This is a genomic window from Bradyrhizobium genosp. SA-3 (assembly GCF_004212635.1).
Lineage (GTDB): Bacteria > Pseudomonadota > Alphaproteobacteria > Rhizobiales > Xanthobacteraceae > Bradyrhizobium.
On sequence record NZ_PSRT01000132.1, the window covers coordinates 1 to 23,713 of the forward strand.

A 23,713-nucleotide genomic window follows, 5' to 3' on the forward strand; every position below is an offset into this window, starting at 1 on the left:
GGATGGCGCAATTGCACAGGTGCTGTTCGGCCTCGAGGACGAGGGCGCCAGATCGCGCGACCTGTTCCGGCCGGGCGCCCTGCCCGGCCTGCTGCCGCCGGGCACCTATCGTTTTGCCAATGCACCGCACGATGCACGGCTGGCGGCGCTCGCCTTCGCGCTCGGCAGCTACCGCTTTGCCCGCTACCGCAAGGCTGACAGGCCCGACGTCCGGCTGGTGCCGCCGGATGGCGTCGAGGTGACCGAAATCGATCGCATGGCAGATGCGGCGATGCTGGCGCGCGATCTCATCAACACACCGGCCAACGACATGGGACCGGAGCAGCTCGCCGCAGCCGCGCAAGCCCTCGCCGCCGAATTCGGCGCAAGCTTCGCCTGCACCATCGGTGACGATCTGAAGACGAATTTTCCGCTGATCCACGCCGTCGGCATGGCCTCCAGCCGCGCGCCGCGGCTGATCGACATCGGCTGGGGCGATCCGGCTCATCCCAAGGTGACGCTGGTCGGCAAGGGCGTCTGCTTCGACACCGGCGGTCTCGACCTGAAGCCGTCGAGCGGCATGCTGATCATGAAGAAGGACATGGGCGGCGCCGCCAACGTGTTGGCGCTGGCGCGCATGGTGATGGATGCGAAGCTGAAGGTGCGGCTACGCGTGCTGATTCCGGCCGTGGAAAACGCGGTCGCCGGCAATGCCTTCCGCCCGCTCGACATCTTCACCTCGCGCAAGGGCATCACGGTCGAGATCGGCAATACCGACGCGGAAGGCCGGCTCGTGCTTGCCGATGCGCTGGCGCTGGCCGATGAGGAGAAACCGGAGCTGCTGATCGACCTGGGGACGCTGACCGGCGCGGCGCGCGTTGCGCTGGGGCCGGATTTACCGCCCTTTTACACCAATGATGAGACGCTGGCCGCCGACGTCGCGCGTTGCGGGGTGAAGGAGAACGATCCGTTGTGGCGCATGCCGCTGTGGCCGCCTTACGATGCCTGGCTGGACTCCAAGACGGCGACCATCACCAACGCGCCGTCCGGCGGCTTCGCCGGCTCGATCACCTGCGCGCTGTTCCTGCAACGCTTCGTCGAGCACGCCAAGAGCTGGCTGCATGTCGACATCTATGGCTGGACGCCGTCGGCGAAGCCGGCGCGGCCCGAAGGCGGCGAGTGCCAGGCCGCGCGCGCCATCTACGCACTCTTGAGCGAACGCTATGCATGACCCGCGGCTGACGCCGGCGCGGGGCGACATCGCCGCGAAATATCTCGAAGGCAGGGTTGAGGCGGATCGCTTCGTCACCGGCGAGGAATTCGAGGTGGTCGAGGCGATCGCGCCGGTGCGCGAGCAGCCATCGTCGAACGCGATGCTGATGACCGAGGCGCTGCGCGGCGAGCGCGTCACCATCTACGACCGCAACGGCGAAGGCTGGGCCTGGGGCCAGCTCAACGGCGACGGCTATGTCGGCTGGCTGCCGGATGCAGCCCTCATGAAGCCCGCGGCCGCCCCGACCCACGTGGTCAGCGCGCTGCGAACATTTGCCTTCCCCGGCCCCTCGATCAAATTGCCGCCGGCGGATACGCTGGTGCTGGGATCAAAGCTCACGATCGTGCGCGAGGACGGGGCCTTCGCGGTGACGCGCGAAGGAACGTTCTTACCGAAAACGCATCTCGCCCCGCTCGATCATCGCGAGCCGGATTTCGTCGCCGTCGCCGAGCGCTTCGCCGGCACGCCCTATCTCTGGGGCGGCAAGAGCAGTCTTGGCATGGATTGCTCGGGCTTGGTGCAGGTCTCGCTGACTGCTGCCGGCATCGGCTGCCCGCGCGACAGCGACATGCAGCAGGCCGGCCTCGGCCGCGCGCTGGAGCCGCACGAGCGGGGCAGCTTGCTGCACGGCGATCTGATCTTCTGGAAGGGCCATGTCGCCATCGTCCGCGACGCCGGCTCCATGGTTCACGCCAATGCGCATCACATGGCGACCGTGATCGAGCCGATCGAGCCGGCGCTCGCGCGGATCAGGCAGGCCGGCAGCGAGGTCGCCGCGATCAAGCGGCTCTGACGGACGCTACGTCGCGACCGCCCCGTTCCCGGCCGTCTCCAGCCGGAACGCCGCGGCGAACAGCGCGCGGGTATAATCCGTCTTCGGGTTCTTGAAGAGCTCGGCCGCCTGTCCCTCCTCGACCACCTTGCCGCTGCGCATCACGATGAGATGGCTGGCGAGCGAGGCGACAACGCGCAAATCGTGCGAGATGAACATGTAGGTGAGGTCGCGCTTGCGCTGGAGCTCGCGCAACAGATCGACCATCTGCGCCTGGAACAGCATGTCGAGCGCGCTGGTCGGCTCGTCCAGCACGACGAAATCCGGCTCCAGCACCACCGCGCGCGCGATGCTGATGCGCTGGCGCTGGCCGCCGGAGAATTCGTGGGGATAGCGGAAGCGAGTCTCTGGGTTGAGCCCGACATCCTCGAGCGCCTTGACGACGCGCGCCTCGCGCTCCTCGCGCGAGAGATTCGGCTGATGTACGGAGAGGCCTTCGGCGATGATGTCGGCGACCGACATGCGCGGGCTGAGCGAACCGAACGGATCCTGGAACACGATCTGCATGTCGCGCCGGAAGGGCCGCATCTCCTTGAAGCGCAGGCCCTGGATGTCCTTGCCCAGGAACACGATGCGTCCGTTCGAAGAGATCAGCCGCAGCAGTGCGAGCCCCAGCGTGGTCTTGCCTGAGCCTGATTCGCCGACGACGCCGAGGGTCTCGCCCTTGCGCACGGCAACGCTGACGCCGTCGACCGCCTTGATGTGGCCGACCGTCTTGCGCATCAAGCCGCGCTTGATCGGGAACCAGACCTTCAGCTCATTGGCCGACATCACCACCGGCGCGCCCGGCTGCGGCGGGGCCGGATCGGGCTTCGGCTCGGCCGCGAGCAGGTCGCGCGTATAGGGATGTTTCGGGCTCTTGAAGACCTGCTCGACCGGCCCATGCTCGACGATCACGCCGCCCTTCATGACGCAGACGGTGTCGGCGATGCGGCGCACGATGCCGAGATCGTGGGTGATGAAGAGCAGGCTCATGCCGAGCCGCGAACGGATCTCGGCGAGCAGCGCCAGGATCTGCGCCTGCACGGTGACGTCGAGCGCCGTGGTCGGCTCGTCCGCGATCAAGAGGTCCGGCTCGTTGGCGAGCGCCATCGCGATCATCACGCGCTGGCGCTGGCCGCCGGAGAGCTGGTGCGGATAGCTCTTCAGCCGCGTCTCGGGCTCGGGAATGCCGACTTGCGTCAGCAATTCGAGCGTCCGCCTGCGCGCCTCGGGATTGCTGGTCGGGTTGTGCAGCTGGATGATCTCGCCGATCTGCGCCTCGATCGTATGCAGCGGATTGAGCGAGGTCATCGGCTCCTGGAAGATGATGGAAATGTCGCTGCCGCGGACCTCCCGCATCTGCTGCTCGGATTGATCGATCAGCTCCTGGCCCTTGAAGCGGATGCTGCCCGAGGGATGCGAGGCGTTCGGATAGGGTAGGAGCTTCAGGATCGAGAGTGCGCTGACCGATTTTCCGGAGCCGGATTCGCCGACCAGCGCGACGCATTCGCCGCGCTTGATCTGGAATGAGATCTTGTCGACCGCGAGCGTGGTGGCGCCGCCCTGGTGGAAGGCCACCGAGAGGTCGCGCACGGCAAGCAGGGGCTGGTTGATCGCGTCCATTGGTCTACCTGAACGTCTTGCGCGGATCGAAGGCGTCGCGCACGGCTTCGCCGATGAAGATCAAGAGCGACAGCATGATCGCGACCGAGAAGAAACCGGAGAAGCCGAGCCAAGGTGCCTGCACGTTGGCTTTCGCCTGCGACAGCAATTCGCCCAGCGAGGGCGATCCCGGCGGCAGGCCGAAGCCCAGGAAATCGAGCGCCGTCAGCGTCATCACCGAGCTCGACACGATGAAGGGCAGGAACGTCATGGTCGCGACCATGGCGTTCGGCAGCAGGTGGCGGAACATGATGACCGGATTGGAGACGCCGAGCGCCCGCGCCGCCTGAATGTATTCGAAGTTGCGCCCACGCAGGAACTCGGCCCGCACGAGACCGACCAGCGAGACCCAGGAGAACAGCAACAGGATGCCCAGCAGCACGAAGAAGCCGGGCACGAGCACCGAGGACAGGATCAGGAGAAGGTAGAGCGAGGGAATGGCTGTCCAGATCTCGATGAAACGCTGGAAGATGAGATCGACCCGACCGCCGAAATAGCCCTGCACCGCCCCCGCCGCGATGCCGATGACGGATGAGACGATGGTGAGGCACAGGCCGAACAGCACCGAGATGCGGAAGCCGTAGATCAGGCGCGCGACCACATCGCGCCCCTGATCGTCGGTGCCGAGCCAATTGTATTCGAGGTCGCGGCAGCTCTTCAGCCCCTTCTTCTCCACCACCGGCTTGCATTGCTTTTCGGTCAGCATCCAGGTCGGCGGCGACGGCGCCGGCGTCGGCAGGTCGAGATTGTGGGTGTCGTAGGAATAGCGGATCAGCGGCCAGACGATGCTGCCGCCCTTGTCCTTGATCAGCTTCTGCAAATAGGGGTCGCGGTAGTCGGCCGCCGTCTCGAAATCGCCGCCAAAGGTGGTCTCCGAGTAAGTCACGAAGGCCGGCCAATAGAGCCGGCCGTCGAATTTGATCAGGAAAGGCCGGTCGTTGGCGATCAGCTCGGCGAACAGCGAGACCACGAACAGAATAATGAAGATCCAGAACGACCAATAGCCGCGGCGGTTCGCCCTGAAGTTCTGCCAGCGCCGCCTGTTGAGCGGCGAAGGGGCGAACGACTTGCGCGTGATCGGAACGACCTCTCCCAGTGGTGATTGAGTCGTGGTCTCGATGGGCGTCGGCGCGGTAATCGTCATCAGACCTCCCGCGCCTCGAAATCGATCCGGGGGTCGATCCACATATAGGTCAGATCGGAGATCAGGTTGATCACGAGGCCGACCAACGAAAAAATGTAGAGCGTGCCGAACACCACGGGATAGTCGCGGTTGAGCACGCTCTCGAAACTGAGCAGCCCAAGCCCGTCCAGCGAAAAGATGGTCTCGATCAGCAGCGAGCCCGAGAAGAAGGCGTGGATGAAGGTCCCGGGAAAACCGGCGATCACGATCAGCATCGCATTGCGGAAGACATGGCCGTAAAGCACCCGACCCTCGCTGCATCCCTTGGCGCGCGCCGTCATGACATATTGCTTGCGAATCTCGTCCAGGAACGAGTTCTTGGTCAGGAACGTCATGGTGGTGAACGCGCCGAGCCCCATGGCGATCAGCGGCAGCGTCAGATGCCAGAAATAATCGATGATCTTCCAGTACCAGGGAAACTGCGACCAGCCGTCGGAGGTCAGTCCGCGCAGCGGGAACCAGTTGAAGAAGGAGCCGCCGGCAAACAGGATGATGAGAAGGACAGCGAACAGGAAGCCGGGAATGGCATAGCCAAGCACGAGAACGGTCGACGTCCAGGTGTCGAAGCGCGTGCCGTCCTTGACCGCCTTGCGGATGCCGAGCGGGATCGAGATCAGATAGGTGATCAACGTCAGCCAGATCCCGAGCGAGATCGAGACCGGCAGCTTTTCCTTTATCAGCTGGATCACGCTGACGTCGCGGAAATAGCTCTTGCCGAAATCGAAGCGCGCGAAGTTCCACACCATCAGGAGAAAGCGTTCTGGCGCCGGCTTGTCGAAGCCGAACTGCGCCTCCAGTTTCTTGATGAAATCAGGATCGAGGCCCTGCGCGCCGCGATATTTCGAGTTGATGGCATCCCCGCCGGCCCCCAACTGCCCCGGCGCGCGTTGCGCGAAATCGCCGCCGCCCGAAATGCGCGAGCTGCCGCCGGTGTCGGCGCCCGAGAGCTGCGCGATCACGCGCTCGACCGGGCCGCCCGGCGCGAACTGCACGACAATGAAGGACACGAAGAGGATCCCCAGCAGCGTCGGGACCATCAGGAGGATGCGGCGGGCAATATAGGCGCTCATGATTATTTCGCCTGCTCGAGCTTGGCCGCCTTGGCGCCATCATGCCACCAGATGTCGGGAGCACCGACGCCGTTGGCGTAACGCGGCAGCTTCTGGGGATGGCTGAACTGATCCCAATACGCCAGCCGGTGCGTCTTGTTATACCATTGCGGCACCCAATAGCGGCCGGCGCGGAACAGGCGATCGAAGGCCCGACAGGCGATCGTCAATTCCTCGCGGCTGTCGGCCGCCATGATCTTCTCGATCATGGCATCGATCGCCAGGCTGGCGACGCCCGCGAGATTGTACGAGCCCTTGGTGTTGGCAACCTGCGACGAGAAGAACGCGCGCATGGCATCGCCCGGCGTCGCCGACATGCTGAAACGCTGGATCGTCATGTCGAAGTCGAAATCTTCCTGGCGCGCCTTGTGCTGCACGGCATCGACGACGCGCACGCTCGCCTCAATGCCGAGCGTCCCCAGGTTCTTGATGTAGGGCGCATGGTGCGGCTGGAACGAGGGCTCGTCCAGCAGGAACTCGATCCTGAACACCTCGCCATTCGGCAGCACCCGCTTGCCGTCCTTGATCGGCACACCGGCCTCGTTCAGCAATTGCTGCGCCTTGCGCAATAGGCTGCGGTCCTGCCCGGAGCCGTCGGAGACTGGCGGCGTGAAGGGCGCCGCGAAGACGTCGTCGGGAACCTGGCCGCGGAACGGCTCCAGCAGCTTCAGCTCTTCCGGCGACGGAGGCCCGTTGCCGGCCATGAGGTCCGAGTTCTGGAATGGCGACACCGTACGGGCATAGGCGCCGTACATGATGGTCTTGTTGGTCCACTCGAAGTCGAAGGCATTGATCAGGGCCTCGCGCACGCGAGGGTCCTTGAATTTATCGCGCCGCGTGTTGATGAACCATCCTTGCGCACCTGACGGCGTATCGTCGGGCACGATCTCCATCTTGACCCGACCGTCCTTGGCGGCCGGAAAGTCGTAGCGCGTCGCCCAGATGCGCGAGGTGAATTCCTCGCGGTAGAGATAGTTCTTACCGGTAAACCCCTCGAAGGCGACGTCGCGGTCGCGATAGAACTCGTAGCGCACGACGTCGAAATTGTAGCTGCCGCGGCAAACCGGCAGATCGGCGGCCCACCAGTCCTTCACCCGCTCGAACTCGATGTAACGATTGACCTCGAACCTGCCGACCCTGTACGGACCCGAGCCGAGCGGAACCTCCAGCGACGACTCGTCGAACGAGCGGGACGCATAATACGTCTTCGAGAAGATCGGCAGGCCCGCGACATAGAGCGGGACGTCGCGTGCGCGCCCCTTGGCGAAGGTGACGACGAGCGTCGCATCGTCGATCGCTTCCGCACTGACCATGTCGCGCATCTGCACGATGATCAGCGGATGCCCCTTGGTCTTCAGCGCCGTCAACGAGAACGCCGCATCGTGGGCGGTGAGCTTGGTGCCGTCGTGGAATTTCGCCTCCGGCCGCATCGTGAAGCGATAGACCAGCCGGTCCGGCGATATCTGCACGGATTTGGCGGCGAGCCCGTACATTGCGTCCGGTTCGTCATTTGCCCGCACCATCAGCGGCGCAAACGTCATGTCCATGCCTTGCGCGCCGTCACCCTTGAGGATGAAGGCGTTGAGCGAGTTGAAGGTCTGGTAGGACTGGTTGTACGATTTCACCGACGGGATGAGCGAAAACGTGCCGCCCTTCGGCGCACCCGGATTGACATAATCGAAATGGTGGAAATCGGCGGGATATTTGAGATCGCCGAACGCCGAGATCCCGTGGGCCTCGGTCGGCCTTTCCGACGCCGTTGCGCCGCGCTGCCAGGCGGCACCGAGTGCGCCGGCGACACCCAGGGCAAGCACATGCCGGCGTGAAAGCTGCGCCATGCGCAAAGGCTCCCTCAAGAGCGTTTTCCGTTCCGCGCCGCTTTCTCGGCGTCATACCACCACAGCGTCGGCAGGCCGGACCGCCCATATTTCGGCATTGGCTCGGCGTGGCTGAAGCGATCCCAACGTGCATAGCGCGCGAACGGATAGGTGAACTGAGGCACCACGTAGAAATTCCAGAGCAGCACGCGATCGAGCGCATGGGTAGCGGCGACGAGACCAGCGCGATTCTTGGCGAAGATCACCTTCTCGATCAAGGCATCCACGGCAGGGTTCTTGATGCCGATGGTGTTGCGCGCACCAGGCATGTCGGCAGCCTGCGAGCCCCAGAACTCGCGCTGCTCGTTGCCCGGCGAGAGCGACTCGCCCCACTGATCGATGATCATGTCGAAGTCGAAGCTGCGCAGCCGGTTCTGGTACTGCGCATCATCGACCGTACGAACCGACGCATTGACGCCGATCCGCTCCAGTGATGGCTTGTAGAACAGTGCGATCCGCTCGGATGAGGGATCCTGCACCAGGATTTCGACCGTCAGGACCTTGCCCGAGGCGTCCACCAGCTTGTGGTCGCGCACTTCGAAACCGGCCTCTTTCAGCAGCTTTGCCGCTTCGCGCAGATTGGCGCGCACGGCCTCCGGAGTGCCGCCGACTGGATTCTGGTATGGCGTGGTGAAAACTTCCGGCGGCACCTTGTCCTTTACGGTTTCGAGGATCTGCAATTCCTCTCCCTGGGGCAGACCGGTCGCGGCAAGTTCCGTGCCTTCGAAATAGCTGTTGATGCGCTTGTACTGACCGAAGAAGAGCTGCTTGTTCATCTCCTCGAAGTCGAAGGCATAGTTGAAGGCGCGCCGCACCCGCGCGTCCTTGAACTGGGGACGCCTGATGTTGACGACGAAGGCCTGCATGCGGCCGGAATCGTTGATCGGAAATTCTTCCTTGATCACCCGCTTCTCCGCGACAGCGGGGAAGTCATAGGCCGTCGCCCACTGTTTGGCGGAGTTTTCCGCGATCCAGTCGGCCTGGTCGGCCTTGAAGGCTTCCAGCGCCACGATGTTGTCGCGGAAGAACTCGAAGCGCAGCTCGTCGAAATTGTTGGTGCCGATCTGGCTGGGGAGATTGGCACCCCAATGATCTTTCACCCGCTCCAGCTTGATCGAGCGTCCCGCCACGAATTCCTTGATCCGGTAGGGCCCGGAGCCCAGCGGGATCTCCAGCGTGGTCGCGCCGACGTCGCGCTTGCGGCCCTGCGCATCGGTGCCTTCCCACCAATGCTTCGGCAGCACGGTCAGTTCGCCGACGATGGTCGGCAATTCGCGGTTGCCCGGCCCGTCGAAGCTGAACTTGACGTCGCGCTCGCCGACCTTCTCCGCTTTGGTCACGTGGCGATAGTAGGACGCGTACATCGGGCTCTGCTGCTTGAATGTCTCCAGCGAGAAGATGACGTCGTCCGGCGTCACCGGCTTGCCGTCATGCCAGCGGGCTTCCTTGCGCAAGCGATAGATCACCCAGGAGAAATCGTCCGGATGTTGTGCGGCCTCGGCAAGTTCGCCGTACTCGGTCGCCACCTCGTCCTGCGCCCGGGTCATCAGCGTTTCGTAGATCATCGCCGCGGCTGGAGCGAGGGAGCCCTTGATGCCGGCGACCGCGAGGTTGAAATTATCGAAGGTGCCGATCGAGATCAGGCGGGCGACGCCGCCCTTGGGCGCATCCGGATTGACATAATCGAAGCGCTTGAAGTCGGCGGGGTACTTGATGTCGCCGAACAGCGACAGCGCATGACGCCAGGGCAGCTCACCTGCAGACCGGGCCTCGCCTGCCCTGACAACGGAAACACCCGCAGTGGAACCGAGGGCGGGAAGCACGGCGGCAGCGGTGCCGGTGAGCAAAAGATCGCGTCGGGTAATGGCCAAATCAACATCCCTGTCTTGAAGGAGGTTACCCCTTTAAGTGCCCAATATAGGCGAGGTTTCGACCGAATACGTTGCTTTTTCCTCATCTTCGGGAGCCTCGGCAGGCGCTCCGGTGCGGCCAAACGCCCCGACGGCGAGGCTCCGTGGGCCGAATATGGAAACGGCCAGGCTTTTCAGCCTGGCCGCAGATTTCAAGAGGGAGTCTTGACGCCTTACTTCGATGCCGTCGGCAGCGGCTGCGGATGCTCCGACAGCGAATTCAGATAGGCAATGACGTCGGCGCGTTCGGAATCCTTCGGGATACCGGCGAAGCCCATCGCGGTGCCCGGGACGAAGCCCTTCGGATTGGCGATGAACTTGTTGAGATCATCGAACGTCCAGGTGCCGCCCTTGGCCTTCATGGCGGCCGAGAAGTTGAAGCCGCCGCGGCCCTCGCCCCTCTTCTCGCCGACGACACCATAGAGGTTCGGACCGACGCGATTCGGGCCGCCCTTCTCGAATGTGTGGCAAGCGCCGCACTTCTTGGCGGCCGCCGCGCCCTTTTCGACGGAAGCGGTCTGGAGCAGCTTTTCGATCGGCTCGGAAGAGGCTGCAGCGGCGCCGCCGCCTTCCTTGCCGTGGCTGGCATCTTCCTTGACCGCGATCTCGAAGCCCGGCTTTTCCGGCATCTTGGGGGAGAATAGCGCCTGGGCGGTGAAGCTCGTCACCAGCAGAACGAGACAGGTGCCGAGCACGGCACCGAGAATCTTATTGAGTTCGAAAGAGTCCATTTCCGGCCAGGCCCCACCGCAAGAAGGAAACAGCGGCCCAAGCGGCCGCCAGGACGAGCCTCGGGAGAATCAAAACGTTCCTTAATGTTTCCCCGAGTTTTGCCATTGAGATATCGGTTTGCCCGGGGTCTGGCAACCCGTATAAGCGACCCGGCTTTCAGCCCGTCCCCACTCCATTTCTCGGCGCGGAAAACGCCCCGTTTCCAGGCCCTTGACCCAATGATCGATCCCCGCATCCTGGTGCTGATCCCGGCCCGCATGGCCGCCACCCGCCTGCCCGGCAAACCGCTCGCCGATATCGCGGGATCGCCGATGATCGTACACGTGCTGCGCCGCGCAGAGGCCGCTGCAATCGGCCGGGTGGCGGTCGCAACCGACACGCCGGAGATTGCCTCGGTCGTCACCGCCCATGGCGGCGAGGCGGTGATGACCCGCCCGGACCACCCCTCGGGCTCGGACCGCATCCACGAGGCCATGCAGAAGCTCGATCCGGACGGCAAGGCCGAGATCGTGATCAATCTGCAGGGCGATTTCCCGACCATCACACCTCAGACCATCCGCGAGGTGCTGCCACCCTTTGCCGAGCCTGCGGTCGATATCGTGACCCTGGCCTCGCAGATCCACACCGAAGAGGAGGATCTCGCCCCGAGCGTCGTGAAAGCGATAGGCTCGCCGATCGGGCCGCGGCGGCTACGGGCACTTTATTTCACCCGCGCCACAGCCCCATACGGCAACGGACCGCGTTACCACCACATCGGCCTTTACGCCTACCGTCGCGCCGCGCTGGAACGGTTCGTGTCGCTGCCGCCATCGCCTCTGGAGCGCCAGGAGAGCCTTGAGCAACTCCGGGCAGTGGAAGCCGGCATGCGCATCGACATCATGATCGTCGACAGCGTGCCCCGTGGCGTGGACACGCCGCCTGATCTCGAAACCGCGCGTAGTATCCTTTCCAAATCCTGAGCCGCTGTTACAAGGCCGATCATGAGCAAGCTGAAAATCGCATTCCAGGGCGAGCCTGGGGCCAATTCCCACATCGCCATCGTCGAAGCTTATCCCGACGCCGAGCCGATGCCCTGCGCCACCTTCGAGGACGCACTCTCGGTGATCTCGTCGGGCGAGGCCGATCTCGGCATGATCCCGATCGAGAATTCGGTCGCCGGCCGCGTCGCCGATATCCATCACCTTCTGCCGGCCTCCGGCCTCTTCATCATCGGCGAATGGTTCTTGCCGGTTCGGCATCAACTGATGGCCGTGAAGGGCACCAAGCTCGACGACATTAAGAGCGTCGAGAGCCATGTCCATGCGCTCGGCCAGTGCCGGCGCATCATCCGCAAGCTCGGCATCAAGCCGATCGTGCACGCGGACACTGCCGGCAGCGCCCGCGACATTTCCGAGCGCAAGGACAAGACCGTCGCGGCGATCGCCTCGCGTCTCGCCGCGAAGATCTATGGGCTCGATATCCTCGCCGAGGACATCGAGGACGAGGCCCACAACACCACGCGCTTCGTGGTGCTGGCGCGCGAGCCGAAATGGGCCGCGCAAGGGTCGGGCCCGCTGGTCACGACGTTCGTCTTCCGGGTGCGCAATTTGCCGGCCGCGCTCTACAAGGCGCTCGGCGGCTTTGCCACCAACGGCGTCAACATGACCAAGCTCGAAAGCTACATGGTCGACGGCAATTTCTTCGCCACCCAGTTCTATGCCGACGTCGACGGCCATCCCGACGACAAGGGCCTCGCCTTCGCGATCGAGGAGCTGAAATTCTTCTCGCGCGAATTCCGCATCGTCGGCGTGTATCCGGGACACCCGTTCCGCGCGACGTTCAGCGAGGCGCAGGATTAGCTTCGTGTCCCGGACGCGCGAAGCGCGAGCCGGGACCCAGCGCCGCGATACTCAGACGTGCGATGGGCCCCGGCTCAGCAGCGCATCATTTCATGCTGCGCTGCGTCCGGGGCACGATTTACGCCGCACTTTTCGCCAGCCCGAACGCCTCCGCCAGCAGCGAATACGACTTCTTCCGCGCCTCGTGGTCATACACGGCGGTGATCACCATCAGCTCGTCCGGCTTGCTCGCATAGATCAGCGGCTGAAGCTTCTTCTGCACGGTTGCCGGGCTGCCGACGAACAGGCGCGAGCGGTTGCGGAGGATCGAGATGCGCTCGGCATCCGTATAGGGATAGGCCACCGCCTCCTCGACGCTCGGCAGCGGAAGATATTGGCCGCGGTCGCGGCGAAGCCGGTTGAGGTCGAAGGAGCTGGCGAGCCTTTCGGCCTCCTCATCAGTGTCGGCCGCGATGGCCGCGACCGCGAGGATCGCATGGGGGCTGCCGCGCCAGGCCGAGGGCTGGAAGCGGTTGCGGTAATGCACCATCGCATCGATCGCGTCGTGGGACGCGAAATGATGCGCGAAGGCGAAGCCCATGCCGACCTGCGCTGCGAGTTCCGAAGAATAATCGCTTGAGCCGAGCAGCCAGATCGGCGGCAGCTTGGTGTCGTCGGGCATGGCGACGACATTGTTGTAGGGGTGGCCCGCGGGGAATTCGCGGGTCTCCCACAAGATCAGTTCGTGCAGCCGCTCCAGGAAATCGTCGCCCTCGCGGCGATCGAGCCGGCTGCGCAGCGCGTAGGCCGTGGCGCCGTCGGTGCCGGGAGCGCGGCCGAGACCGAGGTCGATACGACCAGGAAACAGCGCCTCCAGCATCTTGAAGCGCTCGGCCACCACCAGCGGCGCGTGGTTGGGCAGCATCACGCCGCCGGAGCCGACACGGATGTGTTTCGTCACCGCCGCGATCTGCCCGATCATCACGTCGGGCGCGGGGCTCGCGACGGACGCGAGGTTGTGATGCTCGGCGAGCCAGTAGCGGACATAGCCGAGCCCGTCGACATGGCACGCCAGATCGATGCTGTTGCGCAGCGCCGCGGCGGGCTTGGTGCCGGTGGTGACGACCGAGAGGTCGAGGACTGAAAGCGGGATCATGGCGCGTTAACGTAATGGAGTGCCGTGCAGCGGCAATGGGCAGGCTGCGCAGGCCTGACGTGTACGGACCGGCGGGCACGCTGAGACCTCTAGTTGGGACAACTGCTACTTCTGTATAACTAAATTCGATTTGCCCACCGCCGAAATCGGATCGACGAAAAGGCGATATCTAAAATAATCATTTTAGATCAATATATTATACTTGCCAGCCTCCTTCCCACTAAGACCGCTCCTTGTAACAAAATTCCTTCTATTGAGATCGCAATGGGCAATTTCCCATCCGAGATGGGCTGTCGACCAAACGGTCTTTGCCCTATTTTAGGTCTCCCAAGCCAGACCCCGGCCGCCGCCTGAAATTGGAGTGAGTGGTGCCATGACTGACGTGACGACGCCTGGTAAGGCCAACGGGCAAGACGGGCACCTGAAGCGACCTGCGATCTCCTTCGAGTTCTTTCCGCCCAAGACCGAGGAGATGGAGCGGAATCTTTGGGACACCATCAACCGGCTCGCTCCGCTCGACCCGAAATTCGTCTCGGTGACCTACGGCGCCGGCGGCTCGACCCGCGAGCGCACCCATTCCACGATCGCCCGCATCCTGAAAGAGACCGCGCTGCTGCCCGCGGCGCATCTGACCTGCGTCGGCGCCTCGCGCGGCGAGATCGACGAGATCGTCGACCGCTATCACGAGGTCGGCGTGCGCCACATCGTGGCCTTGCGCGGTGATCCCGTTGGTGGCATCGGCACGCCCTACTTCAGCCATCCCGACGGCTACCAGAGCTCGGCCGAGCTCGTCGCGGGGATCAAGAAGCGGCACGGCGACATCGAAGTGAGCGTGTCGGCCTATCCCGAGAAGCACCCCGAGGCGCGCGACTTCGAGGCCGATATCGACACGCTGAAGGCCAAGGTCGATGCGGGTGCGACGCGCGCGATCACCCAGGTGTTCTTCGATAACGATCTCTACTTCCGCTACCTCGACCGCGTCCGCGCCCGCGGCATCAACATCCCGATCGTGCCGGGCATCATGCCCATGCACAATTTCAAGCAGGCGAGAGCCTTCGTCACCCGCGCCGGCACCACCGTGCCGGACTGGTTCGCCGCGAAATTCGAAGGCCTCGACGACGACGCCGAGACCCGCAAGTTGGTGGCCGCAACCGTTGCGGCCGGCCAGGTGCAGAAGCTGGCCAAGCACGGCGTCGACACCTTCCACTTCTACACCATGAACCGCGCCGATCTCGTGTTCGCGATCAGCCATTTGCTCGGCATTCGCGCCAAGAGCGCGCAGAAAGCTGCGTAAGATCAGATGACCGTCACCTCTCTCAAGCGAACTGCCCTGCTCAATGCCGCGCGCGAACGCATCCTCGTGCTCGACGGCGCCATGGGCACGATGATCCAGAATCTACAGCTCGACGAGGCCGCCTTCCGCGGCGAGCGCTTCAAGACTTTTCATCGCGACCTGCGCGGCAACAACGATTTGTTGATCCTGACCCAGCCGCAGGCAATCGAGGACATCCACGCCGCCTATTTGCGTGCCGGCGCCGACATCGTCGCGACGAACACCTTTTCCACAACGTCGATCGCACAGGCCGATTACGACCTCACCGATATCGTCTACGAGATGGCGCGTGAAGGCGCCCGCCTTGCGGGCAATGCGGCACGCCGTGTCGAGACCGAGGACGGCAAGCCGCGCTTCGTCGCCGGTGCCATCGGCCCGACCAACCGCACCGCCTCGATCTCGCCCGACGTTTCCAATCCCGGCTACCGCGCCGTCACCTTCGACGATTTGCGCAAATCCTATGGCGAGCAGATCCGCGGGCTGATCGACGGCGGCGTCGATCTGCTGCTGGTCGAGACCATCTTCGATACGCTCAACGCAAAGGCGGCGCTCTATGCGATCGCCGAAATCACCGAAGAGCGCGGCATCGACATGCCGGTGATGGTGTCAGGCACCATCACCGACAAGTCCGGCCGCCTGCTCTCCGGCCAGATGCCGGAAGCGTTCTGGAATTCGGTGCGGCACGCCAAGCCTGTTACCATCGGCTTCAACTGCGCCCTCGGCGCCGAGGACCTGCGCGCGCATATCGCCGATATCGGCCGCGTCGCCGACACGCTCGTGTGTGCCTACCCCAATGCCGGCCTGCCGAACGAGTTCGGCCAGTATGACGAGAGCCCGGAATACATGGCGCGCCTGATCGGCGAGTTCGCGCGCGACGGCCTCGTCAACATCGTCGGCGGCTGCTGCGGCACCACGCCCGATCATATCGCCGCGATCGCCGCTGCGGTGGCCCCGCACAAGCCGCGCATCGTGCCGGAGATCGCGCCGCGCTTGCGGCTCTCCGGCCTCGAGCCGTTCGTGCTGACGGATGCGATTCCCTTCGTCAATGTCGGCGAGCGCACCAACGTCACCGGATCGGCCCGCTTCCGCAAGCTGATCACCGCCGGCGATTACACCGCCGCGCTGCAGGTCGCGCGCGACCAGGTCGAGAACGGCGCGCAAATCATCGACGTCAACATGGACGAGGGCCTGCTCGATTCCGAGGCGGCGATGGTGACCTTCCTCAACCTCGTCGCCGCCGAGCCCGACATTGCGCGCGTCCCGGTGATGGTCGATTCCTCGAAATTCTCGGTGATCGAGGCCGGCCTGAAATGCGTGCAGGGCAAGCCGGTCGTCAATTCGATCTCGATGAAGGAAGGCGAGGACAAGTTCATTCATGAGGCGAAGATCGCCCGCCGCCATGGCGCAGCGGTCGTGGTGATGGCATTCGACGAGGTCGGCCAAGCCGACACGTTCGCGCGCAAGACCGAGATCTGCAAGCGCGCCTACGACATCCTGGTCAACCGCGTCGGCCTCCCGCCTGAGGACATCATCTTCGATCCCAACATTTTTGCGATCGCGACCGGCATCGAGGAGCACAACAATTACGGCGTCGACTTCATCGAGGCGACGCGCTGGATCCGCCAGAACCTGCCGGGCGCGCATGTCTCGGGCGGCGTCTCCAACCTGTCGTTCTCATTCCGCGGCAACGAGCCGGTGCGCGAGGCCATGCACTCGGTGTTCCTGTATCACGCCATCAAGGCCGGGATGGATATGGGCATCGTCAATGCCGGTCAGATGATCGTCTATGACGACATCGACCCCGAGCTGCGCCAGACCTGCGAGGACGTCGTCCTCAATCGCGATGCCGGCGCATCCGAGCGCCTGCTGGCGCTCGCGGAAAAATTCCGCGGCAAGAAGACGGAGAGCAAGGAAGCCGATCTCGCCTGGCGCGAATGGCCGGTGGAGAAGCGGCTCAGCCACGCGCTCGTCCATGGCATCACCGAATTCATCGAGCAGGACACCGAAGAAGCCCGCAAGGCCTCCTCACGCCCGCTCGACGTCATCGAGGGCCCGCTGATGGCCGGCATGAACGTGGTCGGCGATCTCTTCGGCGACGGCAAGATGTTCTTGCCGCAGGTGGTGAAGTCTGCGCGCGTCATGAAGCAGGCGGTGGCCTGGCTGATGCCGTTCATGGAGGAGGAGAAGGCCCGCAACCTCGCCAGCGGCATCGGTGCGGACGCGAACTCCTCCGCCGGCAAGATCGTGCTCGCGACCGTCAAGGGCGACGTCCACGACATCGGCAAGAACATCGTCGGCATCGTGCTCCAGTGCAACAATTTCGAGGTCATCGATCTCGGCGTGATGGTGCCGGCGGCCAAGATCGTCGAGACCGTGAAGGCGGAGAAGGCCGACATCGTCGGGCTGTCCGGCCTGATCACGCCTTCGCTCGACGAGATGGCGTTCTTCGCCGGCGAATTGCAGCGCGAAGGCCTGAAGTTACCGCTCTTGATCGGCGGCGCCACGACGAGCCGCGTGCATACGGCGGTGAAGATCGACCCGAGCTATCGCGCCGGTCCGGTCGTGCATGTCAACGATGCCAGCCGCGCCGTCGGCGTTGCCTCCGCGCTGCTCTCGCCGGAGAAGCGCGAGGCCTATGCCGCCGAGGTGCGCGCCGAATACGCCAAGATCTCGGAGGCGCATCTGCGCGCGCAGGCCGACAAGAAGCGGCTGAAGCTGGCCGATGCCCGCGCCAACCGCGTGCCGGTCGATTTCGCCGCGAACAAGCCGGTGAAGCCGACTTTCCTCGGCTTTAGGAGCTTCGACGACTACGGCATCGCAGAGCTCGTGCCTTACATCGACTGGACGCCGTTCTTCCAGACCTGGGAGCTCGCCGGACGCTTCCCCGCCATCCTCGACGATGCCAAGGTCGGCGAGGTCGCGCGCTCGCTCTATGACGATGCGCGCAAGATGCTCGACACCATCGTGAAGGAGAAGTGGTTCCGAGCGCGTGCGACCATCGGCTTCTGGCCGGCGAATGCGCAAGGTGACGACATCGTGCTCTATGCCGATGAAAGCCGGACCAGGAGCATTGCGACGCTGCACACGCTGCGCCAGCAGCTCGAGAAGCGCGAGGGCCGCTTCAACGCGGCGCTCGCCGACTTCGTCGCGCCTGTCGGCACGGGCGTAGCCGACTATGTCGGCGGCTTCGTCGTCACCGCCGGCATCGGCGAGGATGCGGTCGCCGACCGCTTCAGAAAAGCCAATGACGACTACTCCTCGATCCTGTGCAAAGCGCTAGCCGACCGCCTCGCCGAAGCTTTCGCCGAGCGCATGCATGCCCGCGTCCGCCGCGAGTTCTGGGCTTATGCACCTGGCGAGACGCTCACCAATGAGGAGCTGATCCTCGAGAAGTATCAGGGCATCCGCCCCGCGCCCGGCTATCCCGCGCAGCCCGATCACACCGAGAAGGCGACGCTGTTCGCGCTGCTCGATGCAGAAGCGACCGCCGGCGTGAAGCTGACCGAGAGCTTTGCGATGTGGCCGGGCTCATCCGTGTCCGGGCTCTATTTCGCGAACCCTGCGAGCTATTATTTCGGCGTCGGCAAGATCGAGCGCGATCAGGTCGAGGACTACGCCGCACGCAAGGGCATGAGCGTTGCGGAAGCCGAGCGCTGGCTCGCGCCGGTGCTGAACTACATTCCCTCGCAGCAGGGGACCGACAAGGCCTTCGCGGCAACACCGGCGAACGACGAGATGCCGAAGGACCTCGCCTCGCATCCGCCGGGCTGCACCTGCGCAGTGCATCTGGTCTGGCAGAAGAAGCGCGCGGGGGCGGGGTAGACGCACGGTGTCGTCCCGGCCTAGCGCGCAATTGCGCGCTAGGCCGGGACGACGTCAGGGTGAGTAGCGCGCCCGACCATCACCAAAAAAATGAAAAAACAACCCCATGCACAGTAGGGATGGGGTTGAAAGGTCTGAACCATTTTTATCGGAACTGCAGGGCCGAGCGAGATCGTCGACGACGGGACCACGACCGCCAGCATGCTTGACCCGTCGGGCAAAACACCTGTAACAATTCATCATCGCCTGCCGGGCCAGTTTCGCACCTCGCGATGCGAGCCCCGTCACGTCATTGTCGTACCAGCGGCGGCGCGATCTCGAACGCATCCGGCTTCTGGCAACGCTCGCGCCACAGTGCGAGCGGTCCTAGCGTGCGCGCATTGAGCACACTCGTACACGATCAAGACGGATTGCAGTCCCACAGCTCGCATCACCGGCTTGTGTTCGCGCGGGAACCGGAGGTTGTGAACTGGATCACTTGTCGCTCAACCTAGATTCGATACTCTCTCGGCGTACTACCTTCAAACCGGTGGTTTGCTCGGGATCGAACATGAAACACATCATTGCACTGTTCGTCGCTGCGATCACTCTTGTCGTGCTGCCCACGATTGCCGCGGCGGGCTGTCCGAAAGGCTACGTGCCATGCGGCGAACGAAATCAGCTGTGCTGTCCGGGAAAGTAGCCGGCCGCAAATCGTTTTGGCTTGCTAGCGGAGTTTTTGTCGCGGTGGGGCTGGTGATGATCGCAGCCTGGGCGGGATTCCCGCGAAAGAAGCAGACGATCACGGCCATCCTCTCCGAGACCGGATATTTTGAGGTAGTGCCGCCGAGCACGTTCGGCGGCCCTGGCACCATCAACACGATCGAGTATCTGAGCAACGGCCGGCTGGAGTTGCATCCGACTTGCGATGTCGATCCCGCGCTCCTGACCGGCAAGATCCAGAAATCGCCGACTGTGGACCGGGAGTTGAAGCAATCGCTGGAGAAGAATCTCGACGTGTCCGCACAGGTTAGGGACAAGCTATCCGCCGTCGCCGGCATGCAGCAGGTCGATTCGATCCACCTCAAGCTCGAGAACGCCAACATTCTGCTTGTTTCCGACGAGTCGCTGATGTCGACGCGCAATGCGTTGCTGAAGGCCGAATGCGCGGACGCGGTCACTCAGAACATTTCGAGCGGCGGCGTCGTGTGCCAGACCCGGTCCGTCCTCGAGGCCGACGTCGTCTACGAGATCAAATATCACAACAAGGTTTCGATGGAGGAACGGGCCAAGCTGACATCCGAGATCGCAGCCAAGCTTGACCTCGATGCACACCAGGGAGCCGACGACAAGGTGGCCGGCTCGCAACTGTTCTTCGGCATAAGGCTGTTGCCATATCCTATCCTTCTGGATTCTCCCACCGGCAAGCCTAAACCCTGTACGCGGGAGTAGGATCGACGCCGCGCGTCAACCCTTCGGCGGCGCCAGCGGTTGCACGATCTCCTTGAACGGCGCCAGTGCCTCGCAGCGCTCGGCATGCGCTGACAGCGCCGGATAGCGCGCTGTGTCGAACAGCTGCGGGTGCGCCTCGCGGGTGAAGCGGACGACGCACGCGACTGCAACGTCGGCATGGCCGATGCGATCACCCAACCAGTACGGTGTCGTCACCTTGGCGCGCTCGGCCTCCAGCACCTTCAGCACGTCCGCGATCTGCGCCTGGCAGCGCTCGACCCACAGCGCGAGCTGCTCCTTCCGCAGCACGCGCTCATAGAGCAGGCTCACCGCCTTGTCGCCGAGGCCGGAGGCGAGCGCGCAGATTCGCAAATGCTTCCGCCGCTCGGCGCCGCCGCGCGGCATCATCGCCTTCCCCTCGCCGACGAGTTCGTCGAGATAGTCCAGGATGATCGTGCTCTCGATCAGCGCCTCGCCGTCGTCGAGCACCAGCGTCGGCACGCGGCGCAGCGGATTGTACGGCGCGATTCTGTCGGCATCGCCGAAGGTTGACCACGGCTTGTGCTCGAAGCCGAGGCCATAAAGCTTCAGCGCGATGGCGACGCGGCGGACGAAGGGGGAATCATATTGGCCGATCAGGAACATGGTTCTCGCTCTTCCCAGTGATTGGACACGGCAGGGCCGTCCAATTCATCGCCAATCCGAGCCTGCTGCAACAAATATCTTGGAAGGAGAGCATTGCGCTGGCCGCAACAAAGCGAGATCAATGCGCGCCCGACCAGTCGGAGCCGCCGCGTATTGATCTGGCAAATTGGAAGAGCGACGGCGGCGCGTATACTCCGTCATTGCGAGCGAAGCGAAGCAATCCAGGATCTTTCCGCGGAGACAGCCTGGATTGCTTCGTCGCAAGAGCTCCTCGCAATGACGGTGTCGAGGCAGTGGTGTCGCCAGGATTGAGCCGTGCGCGAGAAGAACCCGGATTGCGCTTCGCGCCTTCGCTCTGTGAGCTACGGCGGACAAGCCGTTCCATCAGGGCACGGACTACTCGACAATCGGCACGTGCTTCGCAGCATCGCGCGGCGCCGTGCCATTGAGGCGCGGATCGTCGGCGATCTCGATTTGTCGGCGAAAGGGGCAGAAGCCGGAGCGTTGGTAGAACGCGACGGCCGACGGATGGTCCAGGGTGCAGGTGTGCACCCAGACGCGGCGCAGCTCACGTGACCACGCGAGGTCCAGCGCGCGGTTCATCAGGAAGCGGGCGGCGCCAGTGCCGATCAAGGGTGTGGTGACGCCGAAATAGGTCAGCTCGCACTGGCCGGGCTCGCGGAAATCCAGCTCCAGCAAGCCTTCATCGCAGCCGTCCAAGACGAGTGCGTAGACCTCGATGCCCGAGGCGTGGATGACCGCGGCAAGCTCCGTATCGTTCATGCGAGCCCGCGAGAACCACAACCAACCCTCGCCGACGCGGCGGAAGAGATCGCGGTACCAATGAAGCGCGGGCGTGTCGACCTTGCGCAGGGTCCAGGCGCCTGGCGGATCGTCGCGGCGCGCGGGAGGTGCGGTCATTTCCAAATGTGTGACGACGGCGGCGATCTTGCCGGCGGAAACATCGGAATAGCCGTCGGGGAGGATCATCCTTCGTTACTCCGTTTCATCGCGAGCGCCCCCGAGCTGGCGCCACACACTCCATCGTCGTCCCGGCGGAGGCCGGGACCCATAACCACAGGGAGTGGTTTGGCGAAGATTGGTCGTTCGGGATTGGCTCCGCGTGCCATCGATTAGACCTCGCGGTATGGGTCCCGGCTTTCGCCGGGACGACTCGGAGAGAGAGGCCGCTACCCCTCCCCCTCATCACTCGCCAGCACGCCCTTCACCGCCCTTGCCCATCCAGCCAGCTTCCTCTCCCGCGTCGCCTGACTCATGTTCGGCTTGAAGCGGTGCTCGAGGCGCCAGTTGTCGGCGAACTTTGTCGGCTCGGGATAGACGCTCGCCTGGAGGCCGGCGAGATAGGCGGCCCCTAACGCCGTCGTCTCCTGGATCACGGGACGGTCGACGGGGGCGTCGAGGAGATCGGCGAGGCGCTGCATGGTCCAGTCGGAGGCGGTCATGCCGCCGTCGACGCGGAGCACGACGCTGGCCGTTTCCGAACTCGGCCAGTCTGCGCGCATCGCGGCCCAGAGGTCGAAAGTCTGGTAGCAAACGCTTTCGAGGGCAGCGTGGGCGAGCTCGGCGGGGCCGGTGTTGCGGGTGAGGCCGAACAGCGCGCCGCGCACGCGCGGATTCCAATAGGGTGCGCCCATGCCGACGAACGCAGGCACGAGATAGACGCTCTGCATGGAATCGGACTGATCGGCGAGCGGACCGGTCTCGGCCGCGTGCTTGATGATGCCGAGGCCGTCGCGCAGCCACTGCACCGCCGAGCCTGCGACGAAGATCGAGCCTTCCAGCGCGTAAGTGCGCTTGCCATCGAGCTGATAGGCGACAGTGGTGAGCAGCTTGTTTTTCGACACCACGGGCGTGGTGCCGGTGTTGAGCAGCGCGAAGCAGCCGGTGCCGTAGGTCGACTTCATCATGCCCGGGCGGAAGCAGGCCTGGCCGATGGTCGCGGCCTGCTGGTCGCCGGCGATGCCGGAGATTGCGATGGCACCGCCGAACAGGTCCGGCGTGCTCTCGCCGAAGCGCGCGGAAGAATCCTTCACCTCGGGCAGCATCGAGCGCGGCACGCCGATGATCTCCAAGAGCTCGTCGTCCCACTGCCCGGTGTGGATGTTGAACAGCAGCGTGCGCGAGGCGTTGGTGGCGTCGGTGGCGTGGACCTTGCCGCCGGTGAGGCGCCACAGCAGATAGCAATCGACGGTGCCGAACATCAATTCGCCGCGGGCGGCGCGCGCCCGCGCGCCGGGGACGTGGTCGAGGATCCAGGCCACCTTGGTGCCGGAAAAATAGGGATCGATGATCAGGCCGGTCTTCTGCGAGATCACGGGCTCGTGGCCGTCGGCCTTCAGCTTGGCGCAGATGTCGGCGGTGCGGCGGTCCTGCCAGACGATGGCGCGGTGCACGGCCTGCCCGGTGGCGCGGTCCCACACCACGGTTGTCTCGCGCTGGTTGGTGATGCCGATCGCGGCGATGTCCTTTGCGCTGATGCCGGCCTGCTCGATCGCCTCGCGGCACACCATCACGGTCGAGGTCCAGATGTCTTCGGGCTCGTGCTCGACCCAGCCCGAGGCCGGAAAATGCTGCGGGAATTCGGCTTGCGCCTTGGCCGCGATGGAAATGTCGCCGCGAAACACGATCGCGCGCGAGGAGGTGGTGCCCTGGTCGATGGCGAGGACGAAAGACATGGCGGCTTACCCTGGCGTTTTCTTGGCGTTTCCCTAGGAAGGGATCATTGTGTCGCGCCAAAGGGAGCGGATTGGAGGCGGAAGGTCAATATCTCTCCGCGCCCCAAACCTTGCCGTCCTCCCGGCGAAGCGTCGAATGCCAAAGCAATGGGCCGATCTCTCCCCGGCGTCGTCCCGGCGAAGGCCGGGACCCATAACCACAGGGATAAATTTGGCGAAGGTTAGTAGTCCGGGACTCGCACTTCATCCCCACCGAAAGATCACGCGGTATGGG

General features: G+C 64.1%; 17 protein-coding genes. 7 read left to right on the forward strand and 10 right to left on the reverse strand.

Annotated features, from left to right (window positions below; genetic code table 11):
* Positions 1-1,210: leucyl aminopeptidase family protein (locus CWO91_RS33340; RefSeq protein ID WP_130219766.1), on the forward strand; the 1,210-nt coding region annotated here is incomplete at its 5' end.
* Positions 1,203-2,045, forward strand: a complete 843-nt coding sequence (locus CWO91_RS33345) for a C40 family peptidase (protein WP_130219767.1) — start codon at positions 1,203-1,205, stop codon at positions 2,043-2,045. The genes CWO91_RS33340 and CWO91_RS33345, both read left to right, overlap by 8 nt.
* Before the next feature lie 6 nt (positions 2,046-2,051).
* On the opposite strand, the gene CWO91_RS33350 is transcribed toward CWO91_RS33345, so the two are convergent.
* From CWO91_RS33350 to CWO91_RS33375, 6 genes are all read right to left on the reverse strand, one after another.
* A complete protein-coding gene (locus CWO91_RS33350) occupies positions 2,052-3,689 on the reverse strand; it encodes an ABC transporter ATP-binding protein (protein ID WP_165405894.1) in 1,638 nt (545 codons plus the stop codon).
* Between the two features lie 4 nt (positions 3,690-3,693).
* Positions 3,694-4,872, reverse strand: a complete 1,179-nt coding sequence (locus CWO91_RS33355; protein ID WP_130219768.1) for an ABC transporter permease — start codon at positions 4,870-4,872, stop codon at positions 3,694-3,696.
* Complete coding sequence (locus CWO91_RS33360) at positions 4,872-5,981, reverse strand: microcin C ABC transporter permease YejB (RefSeq protein ID WP_130219769.1); 1,110 nt, start codon at positions 5,979-5,981, stop codon at positions 4,872-4,874. The genes CWO91_RS33355 and CWO91_RS33360 overlap by 1 nt, the downstream gene beginning before the upstream one ends.
* 2 nt (positions 5,982-5,983) lie before the next feature.
* Positions 5,984-7,858, reverse strand: coding sequence for an extracellular solute-binding protein (locus CWO91_RS33365; protein ID WP_130219770.1), 1,875 nt, complete (start codon positions 7,856-7,858; stop codon positions 5,984-5,986).
* Positions 7,859-7,872: 14 nt separating this feature from the next.
* Positions 7,873-9,768: an extracellular solute-binding protein gene (locus CWO91_RS33370; RefSeq protein ID WP_208753101.1), complete on the reverse strand. Its 1,896-nt coding sequence runs from the start codon at positions 9,766-9,768 to the stop codon at positions 7,873-7,875.
* Between the two features lie 212 nt (positions 9,769-9,980).
* Positions 9,981-10,538, reverse strand: coding sequence for a c-type cytochrome (locus CWO91_RS33375; protein ID WP_130219771.1), 558 nt, complete (start codon positions 10,536-10,538; stop codon positions 9,981-9,983).
* A 219-nt stretch (positions 10,539-10,757) separates the two neighbouring features.
* Here CWO91_RS33375 and CWO91_RS33380 point away from each other — a divergent pair, with 219 nt between their 5' ends.
* Together CWO91_RS33380 and CWO91_RS33385 are read left to right on the forward strand one after the other, a co-directional pair.
* Positions 10,758-11,498, forward strand: coding sequence for a 3-deoxy-manno-octulosonate cytidylyltransferase (locus CWO91_RS33380; protein WP_130219772.1), 741 nt, complete (start codon positions 10,758-10,760; stop codon positions 11,496-11,498).
* A 21-nt stretch (positions 11,499-11,519) separates the two neighbouring features.
* The gene (locus CWO91_RS33385) at positions 11,520-12,377 is read left to right on the forward strand and encodes a prephenate dehydratase (RefSeq protein WP_130219773.1); all 858 of its coding nucleotides are present in this window, start codon (positions 11,520-11,522) and stop codon (positions 12,375-12,377) included.
* 118 nt (positions 12,378-12,495) lie between these two features.
* Here CWO91_RS33385 and CWO91_RS33390 read toward each other — a convergent pair whose 3' ends face one another.
* Positions 12,496-13,512: an LLM class flavin-dependent oxidoreductase gene (locus CWO91_RS33390; RefSeq protein WP_130219774.1), complete on the reverse strand. Its 1,017-nt coding sequence runs from the start codon at positions 13,510-13,512 to the stop codon at positions 12,496-12,498.
* A 373-nt stretch (positions 13,513-13,885) separates the two neighbouring features.
* Between CWO91_RS33390 and metF the strand changes: the two genes are divergently transcribed.
* From metF to CWO91_RS33405, 3 genes are all read left to right on the forward strand, one after another.
* Positions 13,886-14,806: a methylenetetrahydrofolate reductase [NAD(P)H] gene (gene metF / locus CWO91_RS33395; protein WP_165405895.1), complete on the forward strand. Its 921-nt coding sequence runs from the start codon at positions 13,886-13,888 to the stop codon at positions 14,804-14,806.
* Positions 14,807-14,812: 6 nt separating this feature from the next.
* The gene (gene metH / locus CWO91_RS33400; RefSeq protein ID WP_130219776.1) at positions 14,813-18,667 is read left to right on the forward strand and encodes a methionine synthase; all 3,855 of its coding nucleotides are present in this window, start codon (positions 14,813-14,815) and stop codon (positions 18,665-18,667) included.
* Between the two features lie 534 nt (positions 18,668-19,201).
* A complete protein-coding gene (locus CWO91_RS33405; RefSeq protein ID WP_245471455.1) occupies positions 19,202-20,098 on the forward strand; it encodes a hypothetical protein in 897 nt (298 codons plus the stop codon).
* Positions 20,099-20,113: 15 nt separating this feature from the next.
* Here the strand turns inward: CWO91_RS33405 and CWO91_RS33410 are convergent, their stop codons facing one another.
* The 3 genes from CWO91_RS33410 to glpK form a co-directional block, all read right to left on the reverse strand.
* Positions 20,114-20,743, reverse strand: a complete 630-nt coding sequence (locus CWO91_RS33410; RefSeq protein ID WP_130219778.1) for a glutathione S-transferase family protein — start codon at positions 20,741-20,743, stop codon at positions 20,114-20,116.
* Positions 20,744-21,139: 396 nt separating this feature from the next.
* A complete protein-coding gene (locus CWO91_RS33420; protein ID WP_130219780.1) occupies positions 21,140-21,733 on the reverse strand; it encodes a GNAT family N-acetyltransferase in 594 nt (197 codons plus the stop codon).
* A 200-nt stretch (positions 21,734-21,933) separates the two neighbouring features.
* Entirely contained in the window at positions 21,934-23,439 is a 1,506-nt protein-coding gene (glpK, locus tag CWO91_RS33430; RefSeq protein WP_130219782.1) for a glycerol kinase GlpK, read from the reverse strand.
* Positions 23,440-23,713: the final 274 nt, after the last annotated feature.